Source organism: Blastococcus aggregatus (assembly GCF_900221005.1).
Lineage (GTDB): Bacteria > Actinomycetota > Actinomycetes > Mycobacteriales > Geodermatophilaceae > Blastococcus > Blastococcus aggregatus.
Window position 1 is genome coordinate 883,198 of the sequence record NZ_OBQI01000001.1, and the last position, 22,521, is coordinate 905,718.

A 22,521-nucleotide genomic window follows, 5' to 3' on the forward strand; every position below is an offset into this window, starting at 1 on the left:
TGCCCCTCCGACGCTCCGGTCACGTTCCCGGGCCGCCGTGCGGCTCAGCGGGTCAGGTGCAGCAGGAACTCCACGGCACCGGCGTCCTCGACGCGGACGAAGCCGAGGTCCGGCGGGTCGATCCCGTGGTCGGCGAAGGTCACCGGCACCGATCCGGAGACGTCGACCCCCTCGGGCGTGCGGACGACGGAGAGCTCGGTGCGCACCTCGCGCGCCACCCCCTTGACCGTCAGCTCGCCCACGACCGGGACGGGCACGGGCGTGCCCGCGAGCTCGGGGAGCTCCACCGGCTCGGTCACCGCGAACGTGGCGGTCGGGAACTGCCCCACGTCCATCACGGTGTCGCGGAAGTAGCCGTCCCGACGGCCGTTGTCGGTGGCGATACCGGCCACGTCGACGGTCACCTCCGCCGACGTCAGCGAGCCGCCCGCGACCTCGACCGAGCCGCTGACCTGGTCGGTCGTGCCGGCGACGGTGTTGTCGACGCCGTTGAGCACCTCGTCGACGCGGTACCCGGCGGTGGAGCCGGGCGCGACAGTCCAGGTGCCGTCGGTCTCCACCGAGAGCGTCGCGCCCTCGGGCTGCGCCACCACGGTCTCGGCCGGCGGCGCGTCCTCGTCCAGGGCCGCGTAGATCAGCGGTCCGGCTCCGAGTGCCAGGACGAGCAGCGCGAGGCCGCCCCCGACGATCCACCAGATGCGTCCACGCATGGCCACTCCCTGCTTGACGGTTCATGCATCGAAGCGCACGAACCTGGCAGGGAGCTGTGAAGCAGGTCACGATCGCGGGGCCGCGGAAAAGAAAGGGACCCCCCGCGCACCCGCCAGAGCCCGCTTATCCTTGCTGCCTTCCGGCCCTGGGGAGGTTCACAGGGTGACGCCACACGAGGGGTCGGGATCCACTGTAGAGCACTGCCGCCTCGCACCCGGGACGCGGGCGGGCCCGCCTCGTCCGGGAGGACGGGGCGGGCCCGGTGCTGCGGAGGATGGGAGATTCGAACTCCCGAGGGTTTTATCCCAACCCGCTTTCCAAGCGAGCGCCATAGGCCACTAGGCGAATCCTCCAACTGCGGGTCCGATGCTACCGGGCGCCCCCGGCAAGCTGGGCACGGCTCTCGACGACGAGCACGGAGTCGGCCGCCGCGAGGCTCACGACCTCGCTCTTCCCCGGGTTGAGCCGCACCGCGCCGGTCGCCCCGACGCGGTAGCCGAGCACCGACTGGCCCCGGGCCGCGCCCGCCGCCACCACCGCACCGAACGGCACCGGGTCGCTGCCCACGTAGCGCTGCGCCGGCCCGAAGCTGAGCCGCGCGCCCTCGGGGTCGAACAGCTCGACGAAGACCTGCGCCAGCTCCGTCCGCTCCGAGAGCTGGGCGAGCATCAGGCTGGTCACCTCGTCGCTGACGATCCAGTCGTCCACGCCGCCGGCCCGGACCAGCTCGACGTCGTCGCGCTCGAGCACCTCGGCCACGATCCGGACGGCCCGCTCGCCGCCGGCCGGCCAGGCCCGCCGCAGGGCGAGCAGGGTGAGCAGCGTCCGGGCGTCGCCGTCGGCGGCCTCCACCGCCTCGCGGTAGCTGAGCACGATGCCCTGGTCGTAGGCCTCGTCCCGGACGAGCGCCGCGAGCTCCTCGGGGCCGGCGCTGGTCGGGTGCACGCGGACGTCGGTGTGCTGCAGCCCCTCGATGCGGACATCGCCCGGATCGACCAGCGACGGGTCGACGACGACGTCGACGACCGTGCCGGGCACGGCGAACTGGTCGAACTCCCGCACGACCTTGGCGCCGAGCAGGCTCCAGCCGACGATCAGCAGCCGCTTGGGCAGCTGCACCTCGTCCTGGGGCAGAGCGGGCACGGGCACCGGCCAGGAGCGGGCGCCGGTGCAGCGGAAGGTGGAGTCGTCCTCCGCGACGGCGATGACCTGGTCGCCGTCCTCGAGGACCGTCGTCGCCGGCGGGTTGACCAGGATGCTGCCGTCGGCGCGGGCCAGGCCCAGGACGGCGGAGGTGTCGAAGGCGGTCAGCGCCTCGGCGTAGGTGCCGCCGGTGAGCTCGTCGAACGGGGCGAAGTAGATCTCGTCGCCGTCGAAGTCGATGAGGTCGCGGAGCACCTGCGACAGGCCGCTCTGCCGGCAGGACTGCGCGGTGATCTCGGCGATCACGTGGTCGGAGTTCACCGTGACGACGCGGCCGTCGGTGAGCGCGGCCAGGCTGTCGGCGTAGGTGGGGTCGGAGATCTCGGCGACCACGCGCGGGCCGGTGAAGTCCGGGTCGAGCGTCTTGATCGCGAGCACGGCGCGGATCGCATCGGCGTCCCCGTTGCCGGCGCTCATGACGATCACCGAGCGGGCGCCGAGCAGGTTGACCATCTCGAGGTCGGCGACCTTGGCCGGGGAGCCGGAGCGGCAGACCAGCCGGGTGGTGCCCGTGTCGCCGACCGCGGCCGACAGCGTGTCCTCCATGACCGTCTTGTCCTCGACGCCGAGGACGACGACGGCCGCGTGCTTCTCGCTGGCGTTGGCGACGACGAGCTCGGAGACGATCGCGGCGATCCGCGGGGACCAGCCGAGGACGACGGTGTGCCCGGACTCCAGGACGTCGCTGCGGCCCTTGCGCAGGCCCTCGATCCGCTGGTCGACGGCGTTGGCGATCAGGCCGATGAGGCTGCCGGCGATGAAGATGCCGGCGAGGGTGACGACGAAGGAGAGCAGCCGCATCGGCCAGCTGCTGTCACCGGCGAAGGTGCCGGCGTCGACGACGCGCAGCATCGCCTGCCAGATGCCCTCGGCCGGGTTGGGCACCGGGCCCTCGCCGTTGACGCCGTCGAGCCCGAAGGCCCAGAACGCCAGCCCGGCGACGACGAAGATCGCCAGCGTGAGCAGCGCCAGCCAGCCGATGACGACGCCGGCCCCGCGCGCCAGGGCGTTGTCGAACCGGTAGCGCAGCCGCTGGCCCGGCGTCGGCGTCGACGTGGGGCGCGGCGCCCGGTGCACCGGTGCGCCGGTCGCCGGCGCCGCCATGCGGGTGCGGCGGCTCACCGCCTTGCCCGGTCGCGCCGCCCGCGTCGTGGTGGTCCTGATCTCGCCCATGCCCTGCCTCCGCCTGGAGCCGCGGCAGCCGGCGCCGAGATGGCCGGCCCGTCAGGCGGCCGGCGACAGGTTAGGGCATCCGACCAGGGACGATGCCGTTTCCTGCCCGCCGGGGTGGTTGAGTGTCCCGAGCGGCGGGCATGGGCGCACGGATAGGGCACCAGCGGCCCCGGGGAGTGCTCCCCGGCGGCGACCGGAGGAGGAGGCGGACATGGGCGAGGACACGCAGGTGCGGCCGGACGTGGTCGAGGCGATCGTCGGCGTCCTCAAGGGCGGCGACGCCGGAGCCCTGCCGGAGGGCGCGACCGCCGCGGAGAAGGCGGCCGCCAAGGACTCCTACCTCTCGGACTTCGTGGCCGACCGCAGCAAGCGGGACCGCCAGTCGCAGGCCTGGGAACTGCTGGTGACCCGCAGCTACGACGAGCCCCCCACGTGGGCGCAGATCTTCGACGACCTCGACCCGGCGGTGCACACCGAGCTCGGCACCCTCTTCGACGCCCTGCCCGCCGGCGCCCGCGAGGAGTACGTGCGCCGGTACGGGGAGCCCTCGGGCGTCTGACCGACCGGTCCGCCTCCCGACTCTCCGATGTCCACACCTCTCACCGCGCCCGGTCGCCTCGTCGCCGGGCGGTACCGGCTGCAGTCGCAGATCGGCGGCGGCGGCATGGGCGCGGTCTGGCTGGCGCTCGACGAGCTGCTGGGCCGGCAGGTCGCGGTCAAGCAGGTGCTGGTCTCCGAGAGCGACGAGGCGCTGGCCGAGCAGCAACGGCAGCGGGCCCTGCGCGAGGGCCGGATCGCCGCGCGGCTGAGCCATCCGCACGCCATCTCGGTCTACGACGTCGCCCAGGAGGGCGAGGTGCCGTGGCTGGTCATGGAGTACCTGCCCTCCCGCAGCCTGGCCGAGGTCGTGCAGGCCGACGGCGTGCTGCGGGTGGACCAGGTGGCGCAGATCGGGGCGCAGGTGGCCGATGCGCTGGCCGCCACCCACGCGGCCGGGATCGTGCACCGCGACGTCAAGCCGGCCAACATCCTGATCGGCCAGGGCGAGCGGATCGAGGGCCTGGTCAAGATCACCGACTTCGGGATCTCGCACGCCCACGGCGACGTCACGCTCACCCAGACCGGCCAGATCACCGGGACGCCGGCGTTCCTCGCCCCGGAGGTCGCCCAGGGCTACGAGATGGGCGAGGCCAGCGACGTCTTCTCGCTCGGCGCGACGCTCTACACCTGCCTGGAGGGCCAGCCGCCGTTCGGCATGGAGGACAACGCGCTGGCGATGCTGCACAAGGTGGCCGGAGGCTCGATCCGGCCGCCGGCGCGGGCTGGTTCGCTGTCCGGGCCCCTGACGCGGATGCTCGCCGCCGACCCGGCCGAGCGGCCCTCGATGGCCGAGGTCCGGGACGAGCTCGCCCGCCTCGCCGCGGGCCGGAGCGGGGACACCACCACCGTGCTGCTGGCCCGCACCGACCTGCGCCCGGCCGGCGGGCGGCCGAGCACCGAGGTCTTCCCCGCCGCCGCCCCCGAGGCGGCCGAGCCCCCTCCCCCGCCGCCGCCGGTGCACGTCGACGACCGGCCCCGGGTGGTGCCCGCCGCCCGGCCGCCCGCGCGGCGCAGGGGCGTGTGGGTGGCGGCGGCACTGGCCGTCGTCGCCGTCGCCGCGCTCATCGGGTTCTGGGCGCTCGGCCGGGACGACCCCGGAGGCAGCGACACGCAGGCCGAGGGCTCCGCGTCCCCGTCCGCCGAGGCGCCTGCGTCGGCGTCGCCCTCGGCCTCGGAGGAGCCGCAGACCGAGGACGACACCACCGCCGATCCGACGGACGACGCCGCTCCGAGCGCGGAGCCCACCGAGCCGACGGGCCAGCAGCCGACCGAGCCGGTCGTCGCCCCCGCCACCGATCCCGCGTCCGCGGTCCGCGCCTTCTTCGCGCTGGTGCCCGGGAACCTCGACGCCGCCTACCAGCTGACCAGCCCGGGGTTCCAGCAGCGTTTTCCCCTGGCCAGCTTCAGCGGCTTCTGGGACGACTTCTCCAGCGTGCAGATCAGCAACATCGAGCCCCGGGGGGACGACCGGGCGCTCGCCGACATCACCTACGTGCGGCCCGACGGATCCAGCACCACGGAGCGGCACGAACTCCGGTTCGAGGCCGACGCGAACGGCCGGCTGCTGCTCGATCGGGACGAGCAGGTCTAGCAGACGCGACGACGGCGGCGCCTCCGCGAGGAGACGCCGCCGTCGGACTGCGGTGGCGGTGGGATTTGAACCCACGGAGGCTATGAACCTCACACGCTTTCGAGGCGTGCTCCTTCGGCCGCTCGGACACGCCACCGCCGAAGAGACTACAGGCCCCTCTGCGCCCGGAAGAACGCACGTAGCAGCGTGGCGGACTCCTCGGCCCGGACGCCCGCGGTGACCTCCGGCCGATGGTTGAGCCGCCGGTCGCGGACGACGTCCCACAGCGACCCGGCCGCCCCGGCCTTGGGGTCGTCGGCGCCGTAGACCACCCGGTCGACCCGCGACAGCACGCTCGCGCCGGCGCACATCGTGCACGGCTCGAGGGTGACGACCAGCGTGCAGCCGGTCAGCCGCCAGCCGTCGCCGTGCTGCTCCGCGGCCGCCCGCAGCGCCAGCACCTCGGCGTGTGCGGTCGGGTCACCGCGCTTCTCCCGCTCGTTGGCCGCCTCGGCCAGCACCGCACCGTCGGGCCCGAGGACGAGGGCGCCGATCGGGGTGTCACCCCACTCCTGCGCCGCGGCGGCGAGCTCCAGCGCCCGGCCCATCGCGGCGTCGAGGTCGAGGTCGAGGGTCACGGGTTCCCCCGTGCACAGTCGGTCTCTGCCCCGCCGGTGTGGGCAGAGACCGACTGTCCGGAGAAGAACTCTCGGCGCACCTTCGGGCTCTGCCCACCACCGTGGGCAGAGCCCGACTGTCCGGGGAACAGGTGCCGGGTCAAGCGGCGTCGTCCAGCGGGAAGCCGACCAGCGCGGAGAGCTCGGCGATGGCGACGGTCGGGTCGACGACCTTGATCGTCGAGAAGCCCAGCGCCCGGGCCGGCTTGCAGTTGATGCCCAGATCGTCGAGGTAGGCGCAGTCGGTGGCCTCGATGGGGCGGCCGACCGCCTCGGAGAGCCGGACCAGGGTGCGGCGGTAGATCTCCGGCTCGGGCTTGCGGACGCCCTCGATCGACGACTCCACGATCGCGTCGAACAGGTCGAGGATCTCGTCCATCCGGCCGCCGCGCTCCATCGGGGAGACGTTGTTGGAGACCATCCCCAGCGGCAGGCCCGCCTCGCGCAGCCGGCGGATGGCGGTGACCATGGCCGGCCGCACCTCGCCCCGCAGCGCCGCGAGCACCCGGCTCGCGTCCAGCCGGTGCCCGAGTGCCGCGGCCTCGGCCTCGAACGCCTCCGAGAAACCGACCACGTCCAGCTCGTTGCGCTCGAACCGCGCCCAGGCGTTGGTGTGGGGGTCGGTCGAGTTGAGCTGCCGGATCAGCCCGTCGGGCAGTCCGGCCTCGCGCTCGTAGGCGGCGAACGCGATCATCGGGCTCTCGGTGATCACACCCCCGAGGTCGAAGACGACCGCCGAGACGGTGCCGCTCATGCGGTCACCGCCGCGGCGAGCTCGTCGGCGAACCCGAGCCGGGCGGCGATCCGCTCCACCATCTCCTCGGCCCACAGGTCATCCGCAGTCACGATCGTCCTCAGCTCCTCGCCGGGCAGGCCGTCGTCGGCGAAGATCTCCAGATCCCCGCCCGGCCAGCCGCTCTCGTCGTCGTCGAAGGCGCCGTCGGTGTCGACGCCGATCCCGTACCGCTCCACCACCTCGGCGGCGAGCACCCATTCGAGCATCGTCGCGTCGGAGATCAGCGCCCGCACCATGCCACCGGGCCCGTGCCGCAGCACGACGAAGTACAGCCGCGAGTCGACGACCACCACGAACGGCGGCGGCCAGGCGGCGGCGTCGAACTCCCCCAGCGCCCGCTCGAGCACCGGCAGCTCGTCCCCGGCGTCCCCGGCCAGCAGTTCGACCGCCCAGCGGCCCCCGGCCCGGGACACCCGCACCGCGTAGTTGCCCGGACCGGCGGGCGCGCCGTCGACCGCGCTCACCGCTTGCGCAGCAGGGTCAGGCCGTCGGCCAGCGGCAGCAGCGCGGTCTCCCAGCGCGGGTCCGCGGCCAGGGCTGCGTTCAGCTCGGCGAGCGCGCGGTCGTCCTCGTCCCGCGGGTCGAGCACCCGGCCGTCGCGCAGCGTGTTGTCCAGCAGGACGACGCCGTTCGGGCGCAGCCGCGGGTGCAGCTCCGCCACGTAGGCGGCGTAGCCGGTCTTGTCGGCGTCGACGAACGCGAGGTCGAAGGTCGGCTCGGCCGGCAGCGACCGCAGCGAGGGCAGCGCGTCGCCGAGCCGCAGCTCGATCCGGTCGGCCAGCCCGGCGCGCGCCCAGTACCGGCGGGCCACCGCCGTCACCTGCTCGTCGCGGTCGAGGCACAGCAGCGAGCCGTCGGCCGGCAGCCCGCGGGCGATGCAGAGCGCGGAGAAGCCGGTGAAGGTGCCGATCTCGATCGCCGTGCGGGCGCCGAGTGCGGTGGTGAGCAGCCGCATGAGCACGCCCTGCTCGGGCGCGATCTGCATCGTGGCGGACACCTCGCCCCGGGCGGCCAGCTCCGCGGTCTCCCGGACGAGGTCGGCCATGACCTCGTCGAGCGGGTCCGAGGAGGCGCGGACGTACTCGGCGAGTTGCGGCGTGAGGAGGAACGACCTGGGGGTCATAGCCTCTGATCATGGCCGATGCCCCCTCCCTCCCGGTGTCCACGATGCCGGTCCCGCCGGTCTGCGTCATCGGGCTCGGCCAGCTCGGCGGCTCGCTGGCCGCCGCGCTGGCGGCCGCGGGCCGCCCCGTGTCCGGCTGGGACGTCGACCCCGACGCCCGCGACGCCGCTGCGGCCCGCGGCGTCGCGATCACGCGGGAGCTGTCCGGCGTCGTCGTGCTCGCCGTCCCGCTGCCGGCCATGGCGACGGCACTGGACGGGCTGTCCCTCGACCCCGACGCGACCGTCACCGACCTCGGCTCGGTCAAGGTCCCCGTGCTCCAGACGCTCGGCCCGTCGCTGGGGCGCCGGTTCGTGGGCGGCCACCCCATGTGCGGCACCGAGCGCTCCGGCCACGCCGCCGTCGACGCAGCCCTGTTCACCGGCGCCCGCTGGGCGCTGTGCCTGGAGCCGGACACCGAGCTGCCGCGGTGGCTGCGGGTCGCCGAGGTCGCGCTCGCCGTCGGCGCCGAGGTCGTGCCGGTCACCGCCGCCGAGCACGACGACGCCGTCGCCGCGATCAGCTCCGTGCCGCACCTGCTCGCCGCCGCGCTCGCCACCGCCGCGGCGGACGCCGGCCCGCTCGCCCTCGCGCTGGCCGCCGGCAGCTTCGGCTCGGGCACACGGGTGATCGGCAGCGACCCCGCGTTCGTCACCGCCATGGTCGAGGGCAACGCCGGCCCGGCGACGGCGGCGCTGGCCCGCGTGCGCGCCCAGCTGGACCGCCCGTGGCCGGAGCTCGTGGCCGCGGGGCACGCCGTCGCGACCCGGCAGGTGGGGCGCCGGCCGGTGCGGGTGCCGCTCGAGCGGGCCGCGCTCCTGGCGCTGGGCCGCGCCGGGGGCGCGGTCACCGGGCGGCCGGCGGCCTTCCTCGAGGGCTGGATGCCCGGCTGACCGTTTCGGGCCGCCGAGGAGGGGCAGGCACCGGGCATGGACGAGACCGACATCCTCAGCCGCATCCACTCGCTGGTCGACGAGGAGCACGCGCTCCGCGACAGCGCGGAGCACACCGACGAGACGCGGGCCCGCATGAACAAGCTCGAGGCCGACCTGGACCAGCTCTGGGACCTGCTGCGGCAGCGGCGGGCCAAGCGCCAGTACGACGAGAACCCCGACGAGGCGCAGCCCCGCCCCGAGCCGCAGGTGGAGAGCTACCTGCAGTGAGCAGCTAGGCCGACCGCTGGGCCGGCCGCCCGTGCTGCGCGCCCAGCAGCGCGAGCTGCCACTGCAGACGGGCCCGCGGGTCGGCGACCTTGCGGCCGGTGACCTGCTCGATCCGCCGCAGCCGGTGCATGACCGTGTTGCGGTGGCAGTACAGCTCGTCGGCCGCGCGGGTGGGCGAGCCGTCGGAGGCCAGGAACGCCGACAGCGTGTCCAGCAGCACCTCGCGCTCGTCCTGCGGCAGCGCCAGGAGGCCGCCGAGCGTCTGCCCCACCAGCCGGGAGCTGATCTCCGGGGAGTTGCTCAGCAGCGCTTCGGGCAGCCGCTCGTCGATCGTCACGACGCGGCGGGTCTCGCGCGGCAGCGTCCGGGCGGCGGTCTCGGCCAGCCGGTAGGCCGAGCTCACCATCGCGGCACCGTCCACGGGCGCGGACACCCCGACCGGGCCGGTGGTCAGCGCCTGCAGGCGGGCGCGGATCTCGTTGGCGCCGAGCGCGCCGAGCGCGATCAGCCCGACCTGCGCGCCCGACCGGGTGCCCCACACCGAGCGCACGCCGTGCCGGAGCAGCTCCGGGCCCACGCCCTCGAGCCCCGGTTCGCCGTCCCCGGCGGGCAGCGCGACGACGGCCATCAGCCGGCCGTCGAGGGACATCGCCAGCATGTCGGCGGCGGCGCGCACGAATGACGGGTCGTCGCCGCGGCCGTCCAGCAGCCCGTCGAGCACCTGACGGCGGGTCTCGTCGTCGACACCGGCCAGCCGGCGCTGCTCGTCGCGGTAACCCTCGGCGAGGGCGGCGCACTCGAAGTCGTTGGTGCGCCAGACCGTGCCGGCCACCTGCAGCAGCAACGTGTCGTGCCGCCCGCCGGCCGCGGCCGACACCCGGAGCAGCGCCTCCCAGGTGACCTGCCCGCCGAGCCGGTAGGCGCGCAGCACCGACTCCAGCGGGATGCCCTGGGAGGCCCGACGGCGGCCCACCTCGCGGGCGCCGTGCAGGGCCGGACGGTCGGGGACGGGAGCGCCGACGAGCGCGAGGAGACCGTGCTCGAGGTTGTCCCGCGTCGAGCGGCGGAGCTCCTCCTCGGACTCGGCGATGAAGTCCCGGTAGGCCGGCTCGGTGCGCGAGAGGACGTCCACCATCCGATCGGTCATGGCGTCCAACTGCTCGAGCAGCAGTGGGGCGAGGTCGACCAGATGGGACGAGACCTCGGTGTCGAACGCCTGCACTCGATCTCCTTCTCCGACTGGCGCGACCCGCCGCGACGTGACGTACAGCACAACACGTCGTCGCCAGGACTGTGCGGTGAGCCCATTGTGACCCGCCGCACGGCCCAGCCGGTGCTCACGGACGTACTCGTGACCTAATCGTCGCCGCGCCGAGGGTCCCCCAGCCCCCTCCCGCACCGGTCCGCCGGGGGTGTCGGTGCGCACCGGCCGGGTAGGAGGGCCGCGGAGCGGGCGCGTCGCCGTGCGTCCGCGGAGAGCGAGGGAGCGGTCATGGCTCAGCCGATCCGGCCGGCGCGGACCATCCAGCGGGCGGTGGTGACCGGCGGCGCCGGTTTCCTGGGCTCGCACCTCTGCGAGCACCTGCTCGACCGCGACGTGGAGGTGGTCTGCCTCGACAACTTCCTGACCGGCTCCCCGGAGAACGTCCTGCACCTCATGGAGCGCCCCGGCTTCCGGCTGGTGCGCTGCGACGTCACCGACTACGTGCACGTGCCCGGCCCGGTCGACCTGGTCCTGCACTTCGCGTCGCCGGCCAGCCCGCTGGACTACCTGAGGATGCCGATCGAGACGCTCAAGGTGGGCAGCCTCGGCACGCTGCACACGCTGGGCCTGGCCCGCGAGAAGGGCGCCCGGTACGTGCTGGCGTCGACGTCGGAGGTCTACGGCGACCCGCTGGTGCACCCGCAACCCGAGGAGTACTGGGGCAACGTCAACCCGGTCGGCCCGCGCGGCGTCTACGACGAGGCGAAGCGGTTCAGCGAGGCGCTGACGACGGCGTACCGCAGCTCGCGGGGCACCGACACCGGCATCGTCCGCATCTTCAACACCTACGGCCCGCGGATGCGGGCCGACGACGGCCGGGCCATCCCCGCCTTCGTCGGCCAGGCGCTCTCCGGCCGGCCGCTCACCGTGGCCGGCGACGGCTCGCAGACCCGCTCCATCTGCTACGTCGACGACACGGTGACCGGCATCCTCGCCCTGGCCTTCTCCGACCACGCCGGGCCGGTCAACATCGGCAACCCCGACGAGCTGTCCATGCTGCGGCTGGCCGAGTGGATCCTCGAGCTCACGGGCTCGGACTCCCCCGTCGAGTTCATCGACCTCCCCGTGGACGACCCGAAGGTCCGGCGGCCGGACACCACCCGCGCCGAGCAGCTGCTGGACTGGCGGCCCACGGTGCCGTCGGAGGTGGGGCTGCGCCGGACGGTGGACTGGTTCGCCGAGCAGCTCGCCGACCGGGACGTGCGCGCCGGCTGATCCGGCGGGGCGAGCCGCGGTGTCTCCGCTGCCCACTAGGCTGGTCCTGCGGACCGGGGGGCCGCGTTCGTCCCGAGTCGATGACAGAGAGCGAGCATGGGCCGCCACGCTGATCCCACCGCCATCCCGCGCCGGTTCCCTCCGCTCCTGATCGCCGCCGGGACCGTGGTCGCGCTGCTCCTCGTCGGGGGCCTCGCGTGGTGGCTGCTGGCGGGCGACGACGACGAGGGCTGCGCGACGCGGTCGACCGTCGCCGTGACGGTGACCCCCGAGCTGGCCGGCCTGACCGAGGACCTGCTCTCCGACCCCGAGGCCCTGGGTGCCGATGGGTGCGTCACCGCCGAGGTGACCGCCCAGGAGCCGCTGCAGACCGCCGGTGACCTCGCCGCCCTCGACGCCGACGCGCTGCCCGACGTCTGGGTGCCCGACTCCTCCCTCTGGTTCCCCCGCGCCGGGGACGCCGAGCTCTCCCCCGGCACGTCGATGGCCACCTCGCCGATCGTCCTGGCCACCAGCACGGCCGTCGTCGACGCGCGCGCCTGGTCCGACGAGGCGCCGTCCTGGGGGGATGCCCTCACCGGCGACCAGCCGGTCGCGATGCCCGACATCGCCTCGAGCGGCGAGGCCCTGGCCGCGCTCTCCGCGCTGCGCAGCACGGTCGGCGACGGCGAGGAGGGCGACACCGCCGTCGTGCAGGCCGTGCTGGCCGCCGACCGCGCGGCGGGCGGCGCCTCGAGCGCGCTGGAGTCCGCCGGTGCGGGCAGCGCCGACGCCCCGCTCGTGCCGGTCACCGAGCAGGCGGTCTACGCCGCCCGCGCCTCCGACGCTGCCTCCGAGCTCGTGGCGGTCTACCCCTCCGGGGGCTCCCCGTCGCTGGACTACCCCGTCGTCCGGGTGGGTTCCCCGACCGGCGACCAGAGCCGCGCGGTCGACTCCGTCGTCGCGGTGCTGACCTCCGAGGAGGCCCGGACCGCCGCCGGCGAGGCCGGTTTCCGCGACGCCGACGGCACCGCACCGCCGGCCGCCGGCGAGGAGAGCGGGATCCGCGCCGAGGCCCCCGAGTCGGTGGCGCTCGACCCGACCGAGGTGCAGGCGCTGTTCAGCCGGCTGGCCGCCCTCGCCGCGCCGTCCCGGCTGCTCGCCGTCGTCGACGTCTCGGCGTCGATGGAGGCCGGGGTCGGCAGCGGCACCCGCGCCACCCTCGCCCGCGACGCCGCCAAGAGTGCGCTCGCGCTCATCCCGGGCCGCTCGGCGCTGGGCCTGTGGGTGTTCGCCCGCGAGCTCGACGGCACCACCGACTGGCAGGAACTGGTGCCGACCCGCGTGCTGGACGCCGAGATCGACGGGCGCACGCAGCGGGCGATCCTCCAGGAGCAGGCCGACTCGTTCCCGTCGCGCCTCTCCCCCGGCGGCACCGGGCTGTACGACACGGCCCTCGCCGCGGTCCGCAAGGCCCGGGTGGACTACGACCCGACCGCGGTGAACACCGTCGTGATCATCACCGACGGCACGGACGAGGACGACGGCAGCATCGGCCTGGACGGGCTGCTGCAGACCCTCGCCGCGGAGGCCGATCCCGGCCGGCCGGTGAAGGTCATCGGCATCGCGCTCGGCCCCGACGCCGACCTGAGCGCCCTGCAGCGGATCGGCGAGGCGACCGGTGGCGCCGCCTACTCCGCCCTCGACGAGAACGACCTGCAGACGGTGCTCTTCGACGCCCTCCGCCAGCGGGGATAGCGGACTTTCTGCACCGAAAGTCCGGAGGTACGAGGGACTTTCGGTGCAGAAAGTCCCTAGAGCAGGGGCGTCAGGGCCTTCTCCACTTCCTCGACGGTGATCTTCTCCAGGGCGGGGTCGAGGTCGGCGCCCCAGGGGTCGCCGGTGCCGTCCCCGTGCCAGAGGACGACGTGCTGCTCCCGCGGCGGCGGGCCCCACAGCGCGGGTGACACCGGTCCGAACAGCACCACCGAGGGACGGCGGTAGGCGGTCGCGAGGTGGGCCGCCCCCGTGTCGCCGCAGACCACGACGCGGGCGGCGGCGATCACGGCGGCGAGCTCCAGCGTCGTCGTCCGCCCGGCCAGCACGGCGTCCGTCCCGAGCCCGGCCGCGGCGGCGACCGAGCGGGCCAGCTCCACCTCGGCCGGCCCACCGGTGATCCGCACGTCGTGCCCGGCGTCGGCGAGGACCCGGGCGACCGCGGCGAACCGGTCGGGCGGCCAGCGCCGGCCCGGGTACGCCGCGCCCGGGTGGACGACGGCGACGTCGCGCACCGGTGGCGGCACCGGCGGGACGGCGAGGTCGAGCGCATCGGGGTCGGCCGGCACGCCCAGCCCCTCGGAGACCAGCCGGCACCAGCGGTGCACCTCGTGCTCGTCGGCGTACCAGGTCGGCCCGGGGTAGCCGGGGCTGTCGAAGGTGAGCAGCCGCTCCGGACGCAGGCCGGCGACGACCACGTGCGACGCCGGGCCCTTGCCGTGCAGGTCGACGGCGAGCACCGGCGGCGGGCCGGACCAGTCCAGCGGCTCGAGCTCGCGGGCGGGCAGCACCTCGTCGACGGCGTCGATCAGCCGGGCGAGCGGCTCCAGCGCCTCCGTCGTCGCCAGGACCAGCCGGTGCTCCGGGACCGCGGCCCGGACCGCCCGGATCGCCGGCACGCCGGTGAGCAGGTCCCCCAGCCCGAGCGGCCGCAGCACCACCGCCGTCCGGACTTTCTGCACCGGAAGTCCGGAAGGGGTGGCCGGACTTTCTGCACCGAAAGTCCGGTCCGGACGTCCCATCACACGCGGGAGCGCTCGACGAGGGCCGTGGTCGAGTGGCCGTCGAGGTAGGGCAGGACGACGGCCTGCCCACCCCACGTCCGCAGCACCGCGGCCTCCGGCAGGTCCGCGCCGGCGTAGTCGCCGCCCTTGGCCCACACGTCGGGGCGCAGCCGCTCGAGCACCGCCGACGGGGTGTCCTCGTCGAAGACGACGACGGCGTCGACGAACTCCAGCGCCTCCAGCACGCGGGCCCGGTCGGGCGCGCTGGTGAGCGGCCGGGAGGGGCCCTTGAGCCGGCGGACGGAGTCGTCGGAGTTGATGCACACCACCAGGCAGTCGCCCAGCCCGCGGGCGGCCCGCAGCGTGGCGACGTGCCCGGGGTGCAGCAGGTCGAAGCAGCCCCCGGTCGCGACGACGGTGCCGCCGGCGGCCCGCACCCGCGCGATGACGCCCTCGGCGCCCGAGCCGTCCACGACCTCTGGCGTCTCGCGGTCCCACGCCGTCGCGCCGCCCCGGCCGACGAACGCCGAGGCGAAGGCCACCGCGGCGGCCACGGCCTCGCCGGTCACCGCGCCGTCGGCGAGCGCCAGGGCGGCGGCGGCCGCGAACGAGTCGCCGGCGCCGCACGGATCGCCGCCGGTCACCGGCACGGCGGGCACCACCATCGGCGCCCCGGGGCCGTAGGAGAGCAGCGCGCCGCGAGCCCCCATGGTCACCGCGACCGCGCCGACGCCCCAGCGCTCGATCAGCGCCTCGGCCCGGGCGCCCACCGCGGCGAGCCCCTCGCCGGGCACGTCGGGCACCACCCGGGCGGCCTCGGCGCTGTTGGGCGTGACCAGGCGGATGCCGCGCACCGGGTCCGCGCCACGCGGGTGCGGATCCCAGACCACCGGCCCGCGGGCGCGGGCCAGGGCCGCCCGGACGTCGGCGGCGGCCGTGGTCCCTCGGCCGTAGTCGGCGACCAGCACCGCCGCGGCGTCGCGGATCGCCTCGGCGGCCTCGGCGGGCAGCGCGCCCAGCGTCGCCACGGGGGCGCCGCTGTCCAGGCGGGCGACGGAGTGGTCGCCGACCCGGATCCGCTGCTTCACCGCGGTGCCGCCGCCGGCCGGGATCCCGACCAGCCGGACCCGCCCGGCGAGCAGCGCCCGCAGCCGGTCGGCGCCCTCGTCGTCGGACAGCGGCGCGACCAGCACCACCTCGCGGGACGTCGCGGCGGCGGCGATCACCGCGGCCAGCGCCGCTCCGCCCGGGCGCTCGCGGCGCTCGACGTCCTCGACCACCGGGACGGGCGCGTCGGGGGTCAGCCGCGAGGCGCTGCCGACCAGGTCGACGTCGAGCAGCGCGTCACCGACCACCACCAGCGGCCGGCTCATCGGGCCGCGCCCAGCGACGGCCCGGCCGGCACCCGCGACGGCTCGGCCAGCACCGCGGCGTCGAAGGCTGCGCAGACAAGGTGCAGCGCGACGAGGTGGCACTCCTGCACCGTCGCCGTCCACGGGGAGTCGATGCAGACCGCGTCGTCGGCGGCGGCGGCCAGCGGGTTGGGTGCCGGCCCGGTGAGCGCCAGCGTGGTGATGCCGCACCCGCGGGCGCGACGGGCGGCGGCGACCGCGTTCGGCGAGCGGCCCGACGTCGAGAGCAGGACCAGCACGTCGCCTGGGCGGCCGTGCGCCTCCACCTGCCGGGCGAAGAGCTCGTCGGCCGGGTAGTCGTTGGCGATCGCGGTCAGCGACGAGGTCTCCGCGGTCAGGCAGATGGCCGAGAACGGCGGCCGGTCGGCCCGGTACCGCCCGACCAGCTCGGCGGTGAGGTGCTGCGCCTGGGCGGCGCTGCCGCCGTTGCCGGCGGCCAGCAGCCGGCCGCGGGCGTCGCCGCAGAGGATGCCGGCGAGCAGCCGGCCCCAGTCGTCGAGCACGTCGAGCTGGGTGTTCAGCGAGCCGAGCGCGGTGGTGAGCGAGCCGACGTGGTCGGCGCCGGTGAGGTGGGTGCAGGTCGCCGGGTCGGGCACCTCGGCGGCGGTGCTCCCGGGCGCCGGGGCCTGCACGACGTTCTCGAAGAAGGAGTGCGGAACGCTCATCGGGCGACCTCCACGAGACGGCGGCCGGTGCGCACCTGCCGGTAGACGGATTCGGTGTCGGCGACGACGCGGCTCCACCGGTAGCGGTCGCGGGCCCGCGCCACGCCGGCCCGGCCGTAGGCGGCCCGGCGGGCGTCGTCGGCGAGCAGCGCCGCGAGCACCGCCCCGAGCCGCTCCGGGTTCCGCGGCGGCACGAGGTCGCCGGTGACGCCGTCGACGACGCTGTCCTGCAGCCCGCCGACCGCGGTTGCCACCACCGGCCGGCCGCAGGCCATCGCCTCCAGGGGCGTGATGCCGAACGGCTCGTACCAGGGGACGGCGAGGACGACGTCGGCCGACCGCACCCAGGCGGGCACGTCGGCGCGGGCCACGGAGCCCGCGAACACCAGCCGGTCGGCCACCCCGGCCTCGGCGGCGATCGCGCGCAGCCGGCGCACCTCGGGGTCGGCGTCGATCCGGTCCGCCGCCGGGCCACCGACGACGACGAGCTCGGCGTCCGGCACCGCCGTCAGCGCGCGCACCGCGTCGTCCTGGCCCTTGCGCTCGACCAGCCGGCCGAGCACCAGCAGCCGCTTCCGGTCGCTGCGCGGCGCCACCGGGCCGTCCGGGGTGAACACGTCGGTGTCCACGCCGCACGGCACGATCGAGGCGCGGTCGGTGGTCAGCCCCAGCCGGCGCAGCTCGAACACCTCGTCGGTGCAGGTGGCGACGACGTGGTCGACGGTGCGGCACAGCGAGCGCTCGAGCTCGATCCGGTTCGGCGGCGAGGTGTCGGCGTCGCCCTGGTGCCGGCGCTTGACCGAGCCGAGGGCGTGGAAGGTCTGCAGCACGGGCACGTCGCCGGCTGCGGCGACCGACGCCAGCCCGCTCATCCAGAAGTGCGCGTGCACCAGATCCGGCGGGTGCGCGGCCCAGGTGCGGCGGAGGTGCGCGGCGAACTCGGGCATGTGCCGCAGCAGGTCGTCCTTGGGCAGCTCGTGCGGCGGGCCCGCGGGCACGTGGACCACGTTGTAGCCGTCCTGGGTGACCACGCGCTCGGGCAGCGCCTCGTCGTCCCGGCGGGTGTGCACGGTGACGTCGTGCCCGCGGCGGGCGAGGCCGGCGGCGAGCGCGGCGACGTGCACGTTCTGCCCGCCGGCGTCCACCCCGCCGATCGCGGCGAGCGGGCTGGCGTGCTCGCTGACCATCTCGATCCTCATCGCGTCACCTCTCCCAGGAGGGCATCCCAGTCGCGCAGGAAGCGGGCCAGGCCGTAGCGGTCCAGGGCAGCGGCGCGGGCGGCCTTGCCGGCCAGCCGCGCGGCGTCCGGGTCGTCGAGGAACCGGCGCACCCCCTCCCAGAGACGCTCCGGGCGGGTGGAGATGACGCCGGCGTCGGCCGGCACGGCTTCGACCACCTCGGTGGTGGCCAGCGCGACCACCGGCATCCCGAGGTGCATCGCCTCGAGCAGCGAGAGGCCGAGCGAGGTCCAGCGCACCGGGTGCACGTACACGCGGCGGCGGGCGAGCTCGGCGTGCATGGCCGCCTGCGGCGGGTCGTCGAACAGCGCGACCCGGTCGGGGTCGAGCCCGACCGTCTCGTGCAGACCGGACAGCCCCATGCCGAAGACGTCGACCGGTGCCACCTCGGCCAGCCCGGGCAGCAGGTCGGCCCCGACGGTGCGGCCGCGGCGCACCGGCTCGTTGGTGACGACGGCGGCCCGCGCGAGCTCCCCGGTCCAGCGCTCGCCGGGGTCGACGATGCCGTGCTCGATGACCGTCGTCGGCGCCCGGCCGTTGTCGTAGAAGAGCCGGTTGAAGTGCGTCACGTGCGCGATCGGGATGTCGGTGCGGTCGGCCATCGGGTGCAGCGTGAGAGGTATCGGTGCGGCTCCGTCGTCCAGGCCCGGCGCGTTGTGCTCCAGGAAGACCGCGGGCAGGTCCCGGCCCGGCTCGCGGCCCAGCCACTCGCGGACCAGCTCGAGGTCGCGCGGGCGCTGCAGGACGACGACGTCGGGCTGGTCGTCGCGGAGCTGGGCGGGCGTCACCTCGCGGGCGTTCGCCGGCCAGTCCCAGGTCCGGGCGCGGCCGAGCCCGTCCGGACCCCGGTCCTCCACGACGGGGATCAGGTACTCGTGCCCGCCCTGCACGAACGCCGTCGTCCAGGAGCCGTGCACGTGCCAGACCAGGATCTTCATGCGCTTCCCAGCTTCTCGACGGCGGCGACGACGTCGTGTGCCGTCACCGAGGTCAGGCACGGGTGGCCGGGCACCGGGCACTCGCGGGCGCGGGTGCCCCGGCAGGAGGCCGACTGGTCGCCGAGCAGCACGGTGGGCACGCCGTAGGGCGCCCACCGCTCGGCGGGGACCACGGGAGCGAACAGCGAGACCACGGGCGTCCCGACGGCGGCGGCCAGGTGCGCCGGGCCGGTGTTGCCGACGACGACCGCCGCCGCCCCGTCGAGCAGCGCGGCCATCTCGGCGAGCGTCGTCGCACCCCCGAGGTCGACGCCACGGCCGCCGGCGACGAACGCGGTCAGCTCCCGCTCGGCCGGGCCGCCGGTGACCAGTACCCGGTGGCCGGCGTCGGCCAGCGCCTCGACGGCCTCCGCGCACCGCTCCGCGGGCCAGGCGCGCGCCGGCACCGAGGCGCCGGGATGCAGCACGACATACCCGGGCTCGTGCGGAACCGCCGGCAGGGGGCGGCGCAGGGCGAGGCGGCCGTCGTCGCCGGCCGGCAGCTCGAACCCGGCGGCACGGGCCAGGGAGAGCGCCCGCTCGGGCTCCGGCAGGTCGTCGTCGACGGAGTGGCGGACGTCGAGCAGCGAGCCGGGGTAGTCGACGCTGATCGCCGAGATCCGTCGCACGCCCGCGGTGCGCAGGACCAGCGCCAGCGGCAGCGGCGACTGGTGGAACGACGTCGAGATCACCGCCTCGTCCGGCGCCAGCGCGCGCACCCGGTCGGCGAGCGCGGCCAGGTCGTCGGCGTCCACCGCGGGCGGATCGCCGAGGATCCACGGGCAGGCCCAGGTCCAGACCTCGTCGACGCCCGGGAGCAGCTCCGCGGCCGCGGCTCCGGCCGGGCCGGCCAGGAACACCACCCGGTCGGCGCCGTGCGCGACAGCGCGCACCAGCGGGCCCTGCAGCAGCACGTCGCCGGCGTTGTCGAGCCGGGCGACCAGCACCGTCCGGACTTCCGGTGCAGAAAGTCCGGGATCGGGGCGGACTTCCGGTGCAGGAAGTCCGGGGGTGGCGGTCACCAGCGGCCCCCGAGCACGTCGTCGACCGCAGCGGTCAGGGTCGGGGCGGGATGCGCCGCCGCGGCGACCTCGTCCTTCCGCGTCACCGGCGTCGGCACCATGATCCCGGTCGCGCCGGCGGCGGCCGCGGCGTCGACGTCGGCGGCGATGTCGCCGATGACCACGCACCGGGCCGGGTCGACGTCGAGCTCGGCACAGGCGGCCTCGACCATGCCGGGCGCCGGCTTGCGGCACTCGCAGCCGTCGTCGGGGCCGTGCGGGCAGACACCCACCGTGTCGAACGGGCCGAGCAGCTCCTCGAGCCGGGCCATGCACGCGTCGACCTGAGCCCGCGTGATGATCCCGCGCGCCACGCCGGACTGGTTGCTGACCACCCCGACCCGGACGCCGCGGGCGCGGAGCGCGTCCACGGCCTCCCGGGCGCCGGGAACCGGCGTCACCAGCGCCGGGTCGCCGTTGTAGGGGTAGTCGCGCACGAGGGTGCCGTCGCGGTCGAAGAGGACCAGGTCAGGCAGGCCCCGCCAGGGGCGGACGCCGACGTGCCGCACCACCCCGCGCAGCCAGTGCCACGTCGCGAGCGCCGGGATGGCGGCGCTGGTGGCGACCATCGTGGTGACCTCGGCGCGGGTGCGCGGCCCGGGTGCGATCCGGCGCCAGGCGAACTCCGCGGTGCCGGCGAGCCACCCGGCCGCGGCGAGAGCGGCCGCCAGCGGCCGCCGGAACGCGACCCCACCGACGGCGGCCAGCGCCGCCGCGGTGACGGCGGTGTGCTGCGGACGGCGGCCCAGCGCGGCGTCGGCGCGCCGCCGCCAGTCGCGGCCGTGCAGCCGGCGCATGAGGACGTCGTCGGCGTTGCCGGCCTGGACGCGGACGCTGACCCAGCGGTCGGTGGGCCGCACCGGGTGCGTGATCCGGCGCTGGCCGCGGACCAGCCGAGCGCCGGTGTCCAGAATCCGCAGCGCGAGGTCGGAGTCCTCGCGGAAGGCGCGCGGGAAGCGCTCGTCGAAGCCGCCCACCGCGGAGAGCGCGGCCCGGCGGTAGGCGAGGTCGGCGGTGATCCAGCTGGCGGTGGCCAGGCCGGCGGTGCCGCGCTCCCAGTCGGTGGGGCGGCGGTCGCCGGGCAGCGGCACGTGCACCCGGCCCTGGCTGCCGGCGACATCGGCGGGCAGGCCGGCGAGGTCGGCCGCCAGCCGCTCGTACCAGTCGGCGTCGGGCACGACGTCGTCGTCGAGGAAGGCGATCCACGGCGTCCGGGCGCTGCGCCAGCCGAGGTTGCGGGCGCGGGCCGGCCCGCCGCCGCCGGTGCGCACGACGCGGACGGGCGGCAGGCCCGGGCGGGCGGGGGTCAGCGGCGCCCCGGTGGGGCGGTCGTCGACCAGGATCAGCTCGGCCGGACGGGGACCGGGAGCTGTGGCGAGCGCGTCGAGGAGCACGTCGAGCGAGGGCCGCCCGATCGTGGGCACCACGACGGTGCACTCCGTCAGCATGTCCGGCTCCGTTCCCGGACGGGCCGGGGCAGAAACACTACGGGCTCGAAGCGTTCGGGCCCTCAGACCGCGCCGGGCACCAGCTCGACGACGTCGTCCGCGAAGGTCAGCCGGGCACCCGTGCGCTCCTGCAGCTCCTCGCGGCTCAGTCCCGCGACCAGCTCGCGCACGACCAGCCCGCCGGGGGTCACGTCGATGACCGCCAGCTCGGTGTAGATGCGGTCGACGACGCCCGCCGCGGTGAGCGGGTAGGTGCACAGCGGCAGGATCTTGGGCGTGCCGGCCTTGGTGGTGTGGGTCATCAGCACCAGCACCCGCTTCGCGCCGACGGCGAGGTCCATCGCACCGCCCACCGCCGGCGGGTGACCGACCTCGTCGGTGGCCCAGTTCGCCAGGTCCCCGGCGGCGGAGACCTGGAAGCCGCCCAGCACGGTGACGTCGATGTGCCCGCCGCGCATCATCATGAACGAGTCGGTGTGGTGGAAGTAGGCGCCGCCGGGCAGCAGCGTCACCGGCTGCTTGCCCGCGTTGATCAGCTCGGGGTCGCCCTCACCCGGCGCGGGCGCCGGTCCCATCCCGAGGATGCCGTTCTCCGAGTGGTAGATGATCTCCTTGTCGGGCGAGACGACCTCGCCGACCAGCGTGGGCATGCCGATGCCCAGGTTGACGTAGGCGCCGCTGGGGATGTCGCGGGCCACGCGGCGGGCCATGTCCGTCAGCGACAGCCGGGGGCCGCTCACGAGCCTTCCACCCGCACGACCCGGTCGACGAAGATGCCGGGGGTCACGATGCACTCGGGGTCCAGGTCGCCGAGCTCGACGAACTCGCGTACCTGGACGACGGTCGTGGTCGCGGCGGTGGCCATCGTCGGGCCGAAGTTCCGCGCGGCGGTGGAGTAGACGAGGTTGCCCCAGCGGTCGGCCTTCCGCGCCTTGATCAGGGCGACGTCGCCGTGCAGGGGCTCCTCGAAGACGTGCCGGCGGCCGTTGATGATCCGCACCTCCTTGCCCTCGGCGAGCAGCGAGTCCGCGCCCGCGGGGGTGAAGAAGCCGCCCAGGCCCGCCCCGGCGGCGCGCATCCGCTCGCTGAGCGTGCCCTGCGGGACCAGTTCCAGCTCGATCTCCCCGGCCCGGTAGCGCTCCTCGAACCAGATCGAGCCGCTGGACCGGGGGTACGAGCAGATGATCTTGCGCACCCGGTGCTCCCGGAGCAGCGCGGCGACGTCGGTCTCTCTGCTGCCGGCGTTGTTGGTGACCAGCGTGAGGTCGCGGGCACCCTCGTCGAGCAGGGCGTGCACCAGCTCCACCGGGATGCCGGAGTTGCCGAACCCGCCGACGAGCACCGTGGCGCCGTCCCCGATGCCGGCCACCGCCTCGGGCAGCGAGCCGACCCTCTTGTCGATCACAGGCTCCCCGTCCGCTCGTGCG

22 protein-coding genes, 2 tRNA genes and 1 other RNA gene are annotated in these 22,521 nt (G+C 75.5%); 6 read left to right on the forward strand and 19 right to left on the reverse strand.

Annotation, left to right across the window (positions count from 1 at the left end; all coding sequences use genetic code 11):
• Window positions 1–44: 44 nt before the first annotated feature.
• From CRP29_RS04450 to CRP29_RS04465, 4 genes are all read right to left on the reverse strand, one after another.
• Window positions 45–710 carry a YceI family protein gene (locus tag CRP29_RS04450; protein ID WP_097193782.1) on the reverse strand — a complete coding sequence of 222 codons (666 nt, stop codon included), beginning with the start codon at window positions 708–710 and terminating at the stop codon, window positions 45–47.
• 90 nt (window positions 711–800) lie between these two features.
• Window positions 801–896: signal recognition particle sRNA small type (gene ffs, locus CRP29_RS04455), an RNA gene on the reverse strand.
• Between the two features lie 83 nt (window positions 897–979).
• Window positions 980–1,064: transfer RNA gene (locus tag CRP29_RS04460), tRNA-Ser, on the reverse strand.
• Between the two features lie 16 nt (window positions 1,065–1,080).
• Window positions 1,081–3,087, reverse strand: a complete 2,007-nt coding sequence (locus tag CRP29_RS04465) for a CASTOR/POLLUX-related putative ion channel (protein ID WP_097193783.1) — start codon at window positions 3,085–3,087, stop codon at window positions 1,081–1,083.
• Between the two features lie 211 nt (window positions 3,088–3,298).
• On the opposite strand from CRP29_RS04465, the gene CRP29_RS04470 reads away from it, so the two are divergent.
• Together CRP29_RS04470 and CRP29_RS04475 are read left to right on the forward strand one after the other, a co-directional pair.
• A complete protein-coding gene (locus tag CRP29_RS04470) occupies window positions 3,299–3,646 on the forward strand; it encodes a hypothetical protein (protein ID WP_097193784.1) in 348 nt (115 codons plus the stop codon).
• 27 nt (window positions 3,647–3,673) lie between these two features.
• Window positions 3,674–5,278, forward strand: a complete 1,605-nt coding sequence (locus CRP29_RS04475; protein WP_097193785.1) for a serine/threonine-protein kinase — start codon at window positions 3,674–3,676, stop codon at window positions 5,276–5,278.
• Window positions 5,279–5,328: 50 nt separating this feature from the next.
• Here CRP29_RS04475 and CRP29_RS04480 read toward each other — a convergent pair.
• The 5 genes from CRP29_RS04480 to CRP29_RS04500 form a co-directional block, all read right to left on the reverse strand.
• Window positions 5,329–5,414 (reverse strand) — tRNA-Ser (locus tag CRP29_RS04480).
• Between the two features lie 10 nt (window positions 5,415–5,424).
• Entirely contained in the window at window positions 5,425–5,895 is a 471-nt protein-coding gene (locus CRP29_RS04485; RefSeq protein WP_245852427.1) for a nucleoside deaminase, read from the reverse strand.
• A gap of 139 nt (window positions 5,896–6,034) precedes the next feature.
• Window positions 6,035–6,688 carry an HAD family hydrolase gene (locus CRP29_RS04490; protein WP_097193786.1) on the reverse strand — a complete coding sequence of 218 codons (654 nt, stop codon included), beginning with the start codon at window positions 6,686–6,688 and terminating at the stop codon, window positions 6,035–6,037.
• Window positions 6,685–7,194, reverse strand: coding sequence for a tRNA adenosine deaminase-associated protein (locus CRP29_RS04495; protein WP_097193787.1), 510 nt, complete (start codon window positions 7,192–7,194; stop codon window positions 6,685–6,687). Before CRP29_RS04495 ends, CRP29_RS04490 begins: the two co-directional genes overlap by 4 nt.
• Window positions 7,191–7,853 (reverse strand): O-methyltransferase, encoded by a 663-nt coding sequence (locus CRP29_RS04500; protein ID WP_097193788.1) that lies wholly within the window; start codon window positions 7,851–7,853, stop codon window positions 7,191–7,193. The genes CRP29_RS04495 and CRP29_RS04500 overlap by 4 nt, the downstream gene beginning before the upstream one ends.
• Before the next feature lie 11 nt (window positions 7,854–7,864).
• Between CRP29_RS04500 and CRP29_RS04505 the strand changes: the two genes are divergently transcribed.
• Window positions 7,865–8,785, forward strand: coding sequence for a prephenate dehydrogenase (locus CRP29_RS04505; RefSeq protein ID WP_097193789.1), 921 nt, complete (start codon window positions 7,865–7,867; stop codon window positions 8,783–8,785).
• Between the two features lie 36 nt (window positions 8,786–8,821).
• The gene (locus tag CRP29_RS04510) at window positions 8,822–9,055 is read left to right on the forward strand and encodes a DUF2630 family protein (protein ID WP_097193790.1); all 234 of its coding nucleotides are present in this window, start codon (window positions 8,822–8,824) and stop codon (window positions 9,053–9,055) included.
• Between the two features lie 4 nt (window positions 9,056–9,059).
• Here CRP29_RS04510 and CRP29_RS04515 read toward each other — a convergent pair whose 3' ends face one another.
• Window positions 9,060–10,277 (reverse strand): PucR family transcriptional regulator, encoded by a 1,218-nt coding sequence (locus tag CRP29_RS04515; RefSeq protein WP_097193791.1) that lies wholly within the window; start codon window positions 10,275–10,277, stop codon window positions 9,060–9,062.
• Window positions 10,278–10,547: 270 nt separating this feature from the next.
• On the opposite strand from CRP29_RS04515, the gene CRP29_RS04520 reads away from it, so the two are divergent.
• Both CRP29_RS04520 and CRP29_RS04525 read left to right on the forward strand, forming a co-directional pair.
• A complete protein-coding gene (locus tag CRP29_RS04520; RefSeq protein WP_097193792.1) occupies window positions 10,548–11,534 on the forward strand; it encodes a UDP-glucuronic acid decarboxylase family protein in 987 nt (328 codons plus the stop codon).
• A gap of 96 nt (window positions 11,535–11,630) precedes the next feature.
• Complete coding sequence (locus CRP29_RS04525; RefSeq protein ID WP_097193793.1) at window positions 11,631–13,271, forward strand: VWA domain-containing protein; 1,641 nt, start codon at window positions 11,631–11,633, stop codon at window positions 13,269–13,271.
• A gap of 56 nt (window positions 13,272–13,327) precedes the next feature.
• Here the strand turns inward: CRP29_RS04525 and CRP29_RS04530 are convergent, their stop codons facing one another.
• The 9 genes from CRP29_RS04530 to CRP29_RS04570 form a co-directional block, all read right to left on the reverse strand.
• Window positions 13,328–14,251, reverse strand: a complete 924-nt coding sequence (locus CRP29_RS04530; RefSeq protein ID WP_245852429.1) for a glycosyltransferase family 9 protein — start codon at window positions 14,249–14,251, stop codon at window positions 13,328–13,330.
• 59 nt (window positions 14,252–14,310) lie between these two features.
• Window positions 14,311–15,666 carry a D-glycero-beta-D-manno-heptose 1-phosphate adenylyltransferase gene (gene rfaE2, locus CRP29_RS04535; RefSeq protein WP_097193795.1) on the reverse strand — a complete coding sequence of 452 codons (1,356 nt, stop codon included), beginning with the start codon at window positions 15,664–15,666 and terminating at the stop codon, window positions 14,311–14,313.
• On the reverse strand, window positions 15,663–16,370 hold the full coding sequence (locus CRP29_RS04540; protein ID WP_245852431.1) for a D-sedoheptulose-7-phosphate isomerase: 708 nt from the start codon (window positions 16,368–16,370) through the stop codon (window positions 15,663–15,665). The genes rfaE2 and CRP29_RS04540 overlap by 4 nt, the downstream gene beginning before the upstream one ends.
• Window positions 16,367–17,569 carry a glycosyltransferase gene (locus tag CRP29_RS04545; protein WP_097193796.1) on the reverse strand — a complete coding sequence of 401 codons (1,203 nt, stop codon included), beginning with the start codon at window positions 17,567–17,569 and terminating at the stop codon, window positions 16,367–16,369. The genes CRP29_RS04540 and CRP29_RS04545 overlap by 4 nt, the downstream gene beginning before the upstream one ends.
• Window positions 17,566–18,546, reverse strand: a complete 981-nt coding sequence (locus CRP29_RS04550) for a glycosyltransferase (RefSeq protein WP_097193797.1) — start codon at window positions 18,544–18,546, stop codon at window positions 17,566–17,568. Before CRP29_RS04550 ends, CRP29_RS04545 begins: the two co-directional genes overlap by 4 nt.
• A complete protein-coding gene (locus tag CRP29_RS04555; RefSeq protein WP_097193798.1) occupies window positions 18,543–19,532 on the reverse strand; it encodes a glycosyltransferase family 9 protein in 990 nt (329 codons plus the stop codon). Before CRP29_RS04555 ends, CRP29_RS04550 begins: the two co-directional genes overlap by 4 nt.
• Before the next feature lie 71 nt (window positions 19,533–19,603).
• Window positions 19,604–21,094: an HAD-IIIA family hydrolase gene (locus CRP29_RS04560; protein ID WP_097193799.1), complete on the reverse strand. Its 1,491-nt coding sequence runs from the start codon at window positions 21,092–21,094 to the stop codon at window positions 19,604–19,606.
• 62 nt (window positions 21,095–21,156) lie between these two features.
• Window positions 21,157–21,834 (reverse strand): 3-oxoacid CoA-transferase subunit B, encoded by a 678-nt coding sequence (locus CRP29_RS04565; protein WP_217991441.1) that lies wholly within the window; start codon window positions 21,832–21,834, stop codon window positions 21,157–21,159.
• Entirely contained in the window at window positions 21,831–22,499 is a 669-nt protein-coding gene (locus CRP29_RS04570; RefSeq protein WP_097193800.1) for a 3-oxoacid CoA-transferase subunit A, read from the reverse strand. Before CRP29_RS04570 ends, CRP29_RS04565 begins: the two co-directional genes overlap by 4 nt.
• Between the last annotated feature and the right edge of the window lie 22 nt (window positions 22,500–22,521).

Bases quoted from the DNA above. Each gene is read 5' to 3' on its own strand.
- CRP29_RS04510 (WP_097193790.1), top strand. From the start codon at position 8,822: ATGGACGAGACCGACATCCTCAGCCGCATCCACTCGCTGGTCGACGAG.
- CRP29_RS04450 (WP_097193782.1), bottom strand. From the start codon at position 710: ATGCGTGGACGCATCTGGTGGATCGTCGGGGGCGGCCTCGCGCTGCTC.
- CRP29_RS04545 (WP_097193796.1), bottom strand. From the start codon at position 17,569: ATGAGGATCGAGATGGTCAGCGAGCACGCCAGCCCGCTCGCCGCGATC.
- rfaE2 (WP_097193795.1), bottom strand. From the start codon at position 15,666: ATGAGCCGGCCGCTGGTGGTGGTCGGTGACGCGCTGCTCGACGTCGAC.
- CRP29_RS04500 (WP_097193788.1), bottom strand. From the start codon at position 7,853: ATGACCCCCAGGTCGTTCCTCCTCACGCCGCAACTCGCCGAGTACGTC.
- CRP29_RS04540 (WP_245852431.1), bottom strand. From the start codon at position 16,370: ATGAGCGTTCCGCACTCCTTCTTCGAGAACGTCGTGCAGGCCCCGGCG.
- CRP29_RS04520 (WP_097193792.1), top strand. From the start codon at position 10,548: ATGGCTCAGCCGATCCGGCCGGCGCGGACCATCCAGCGGGCGGTGGTG.
- CRP29_RS04505 (WP_097193789.1), top strand. From the start codon at position 7,865: ATGGCCGATGCCCCCTCCCTCCCGGTGTCCACGATGCCGGTCCCGCCG.
- CRP29_RS04550 (WP_097193797.1), bottom strand. From the start codon at position 18,546: ATGAAGATCCTGGTCTGGCACGTGCACGGCTCCTGGACGACGGCGTTC.
- CRP29_RS04525 (WP_097193793.1), top strand. From the start codon at position 11,631: ATGGGCCGCCACGCTGATCCCACCGCCATCCCGCGCCGGTTCCCTCCG.
- CRP29_RS04470 (WP_097193784.1), top strand. From the start codon at position 3,299: ATGGGCGAGGACACGCAGGTGCGGCCGGACGTGGTCGAGGCGATCGTC.
- CRP29_RS04490 (WP_097193786.1), bottom strand. From the start codon at position 6,688: ATGAGCGGCACCGTCTCGGCGGTCGTCTTCGACCTCGGGGGTGTGATC.
- CRP29_RS04475 (WP_097193785.1), top strand. From the start codon at position 3,674: ATGTCCACACCTCTCACCGCGCCCGGTCGCCTCGTCGCCGGGCGGTAC.
- CRP29_RS04560 (WP_097193799.1), bottom strand. From the start codon at position 21,094: ATGCTGACGGAGTGCACCGTCGTGGTGCCCACGATCGGGCGGCCCTCG.
- CRP29_RS04465 (WP_097193783.1), bottom strand. From the start codon at position 3,087: ATGGGCGAGATCAGGACCACCACGACGCGGGCGGCGCGACCGGGCAAG.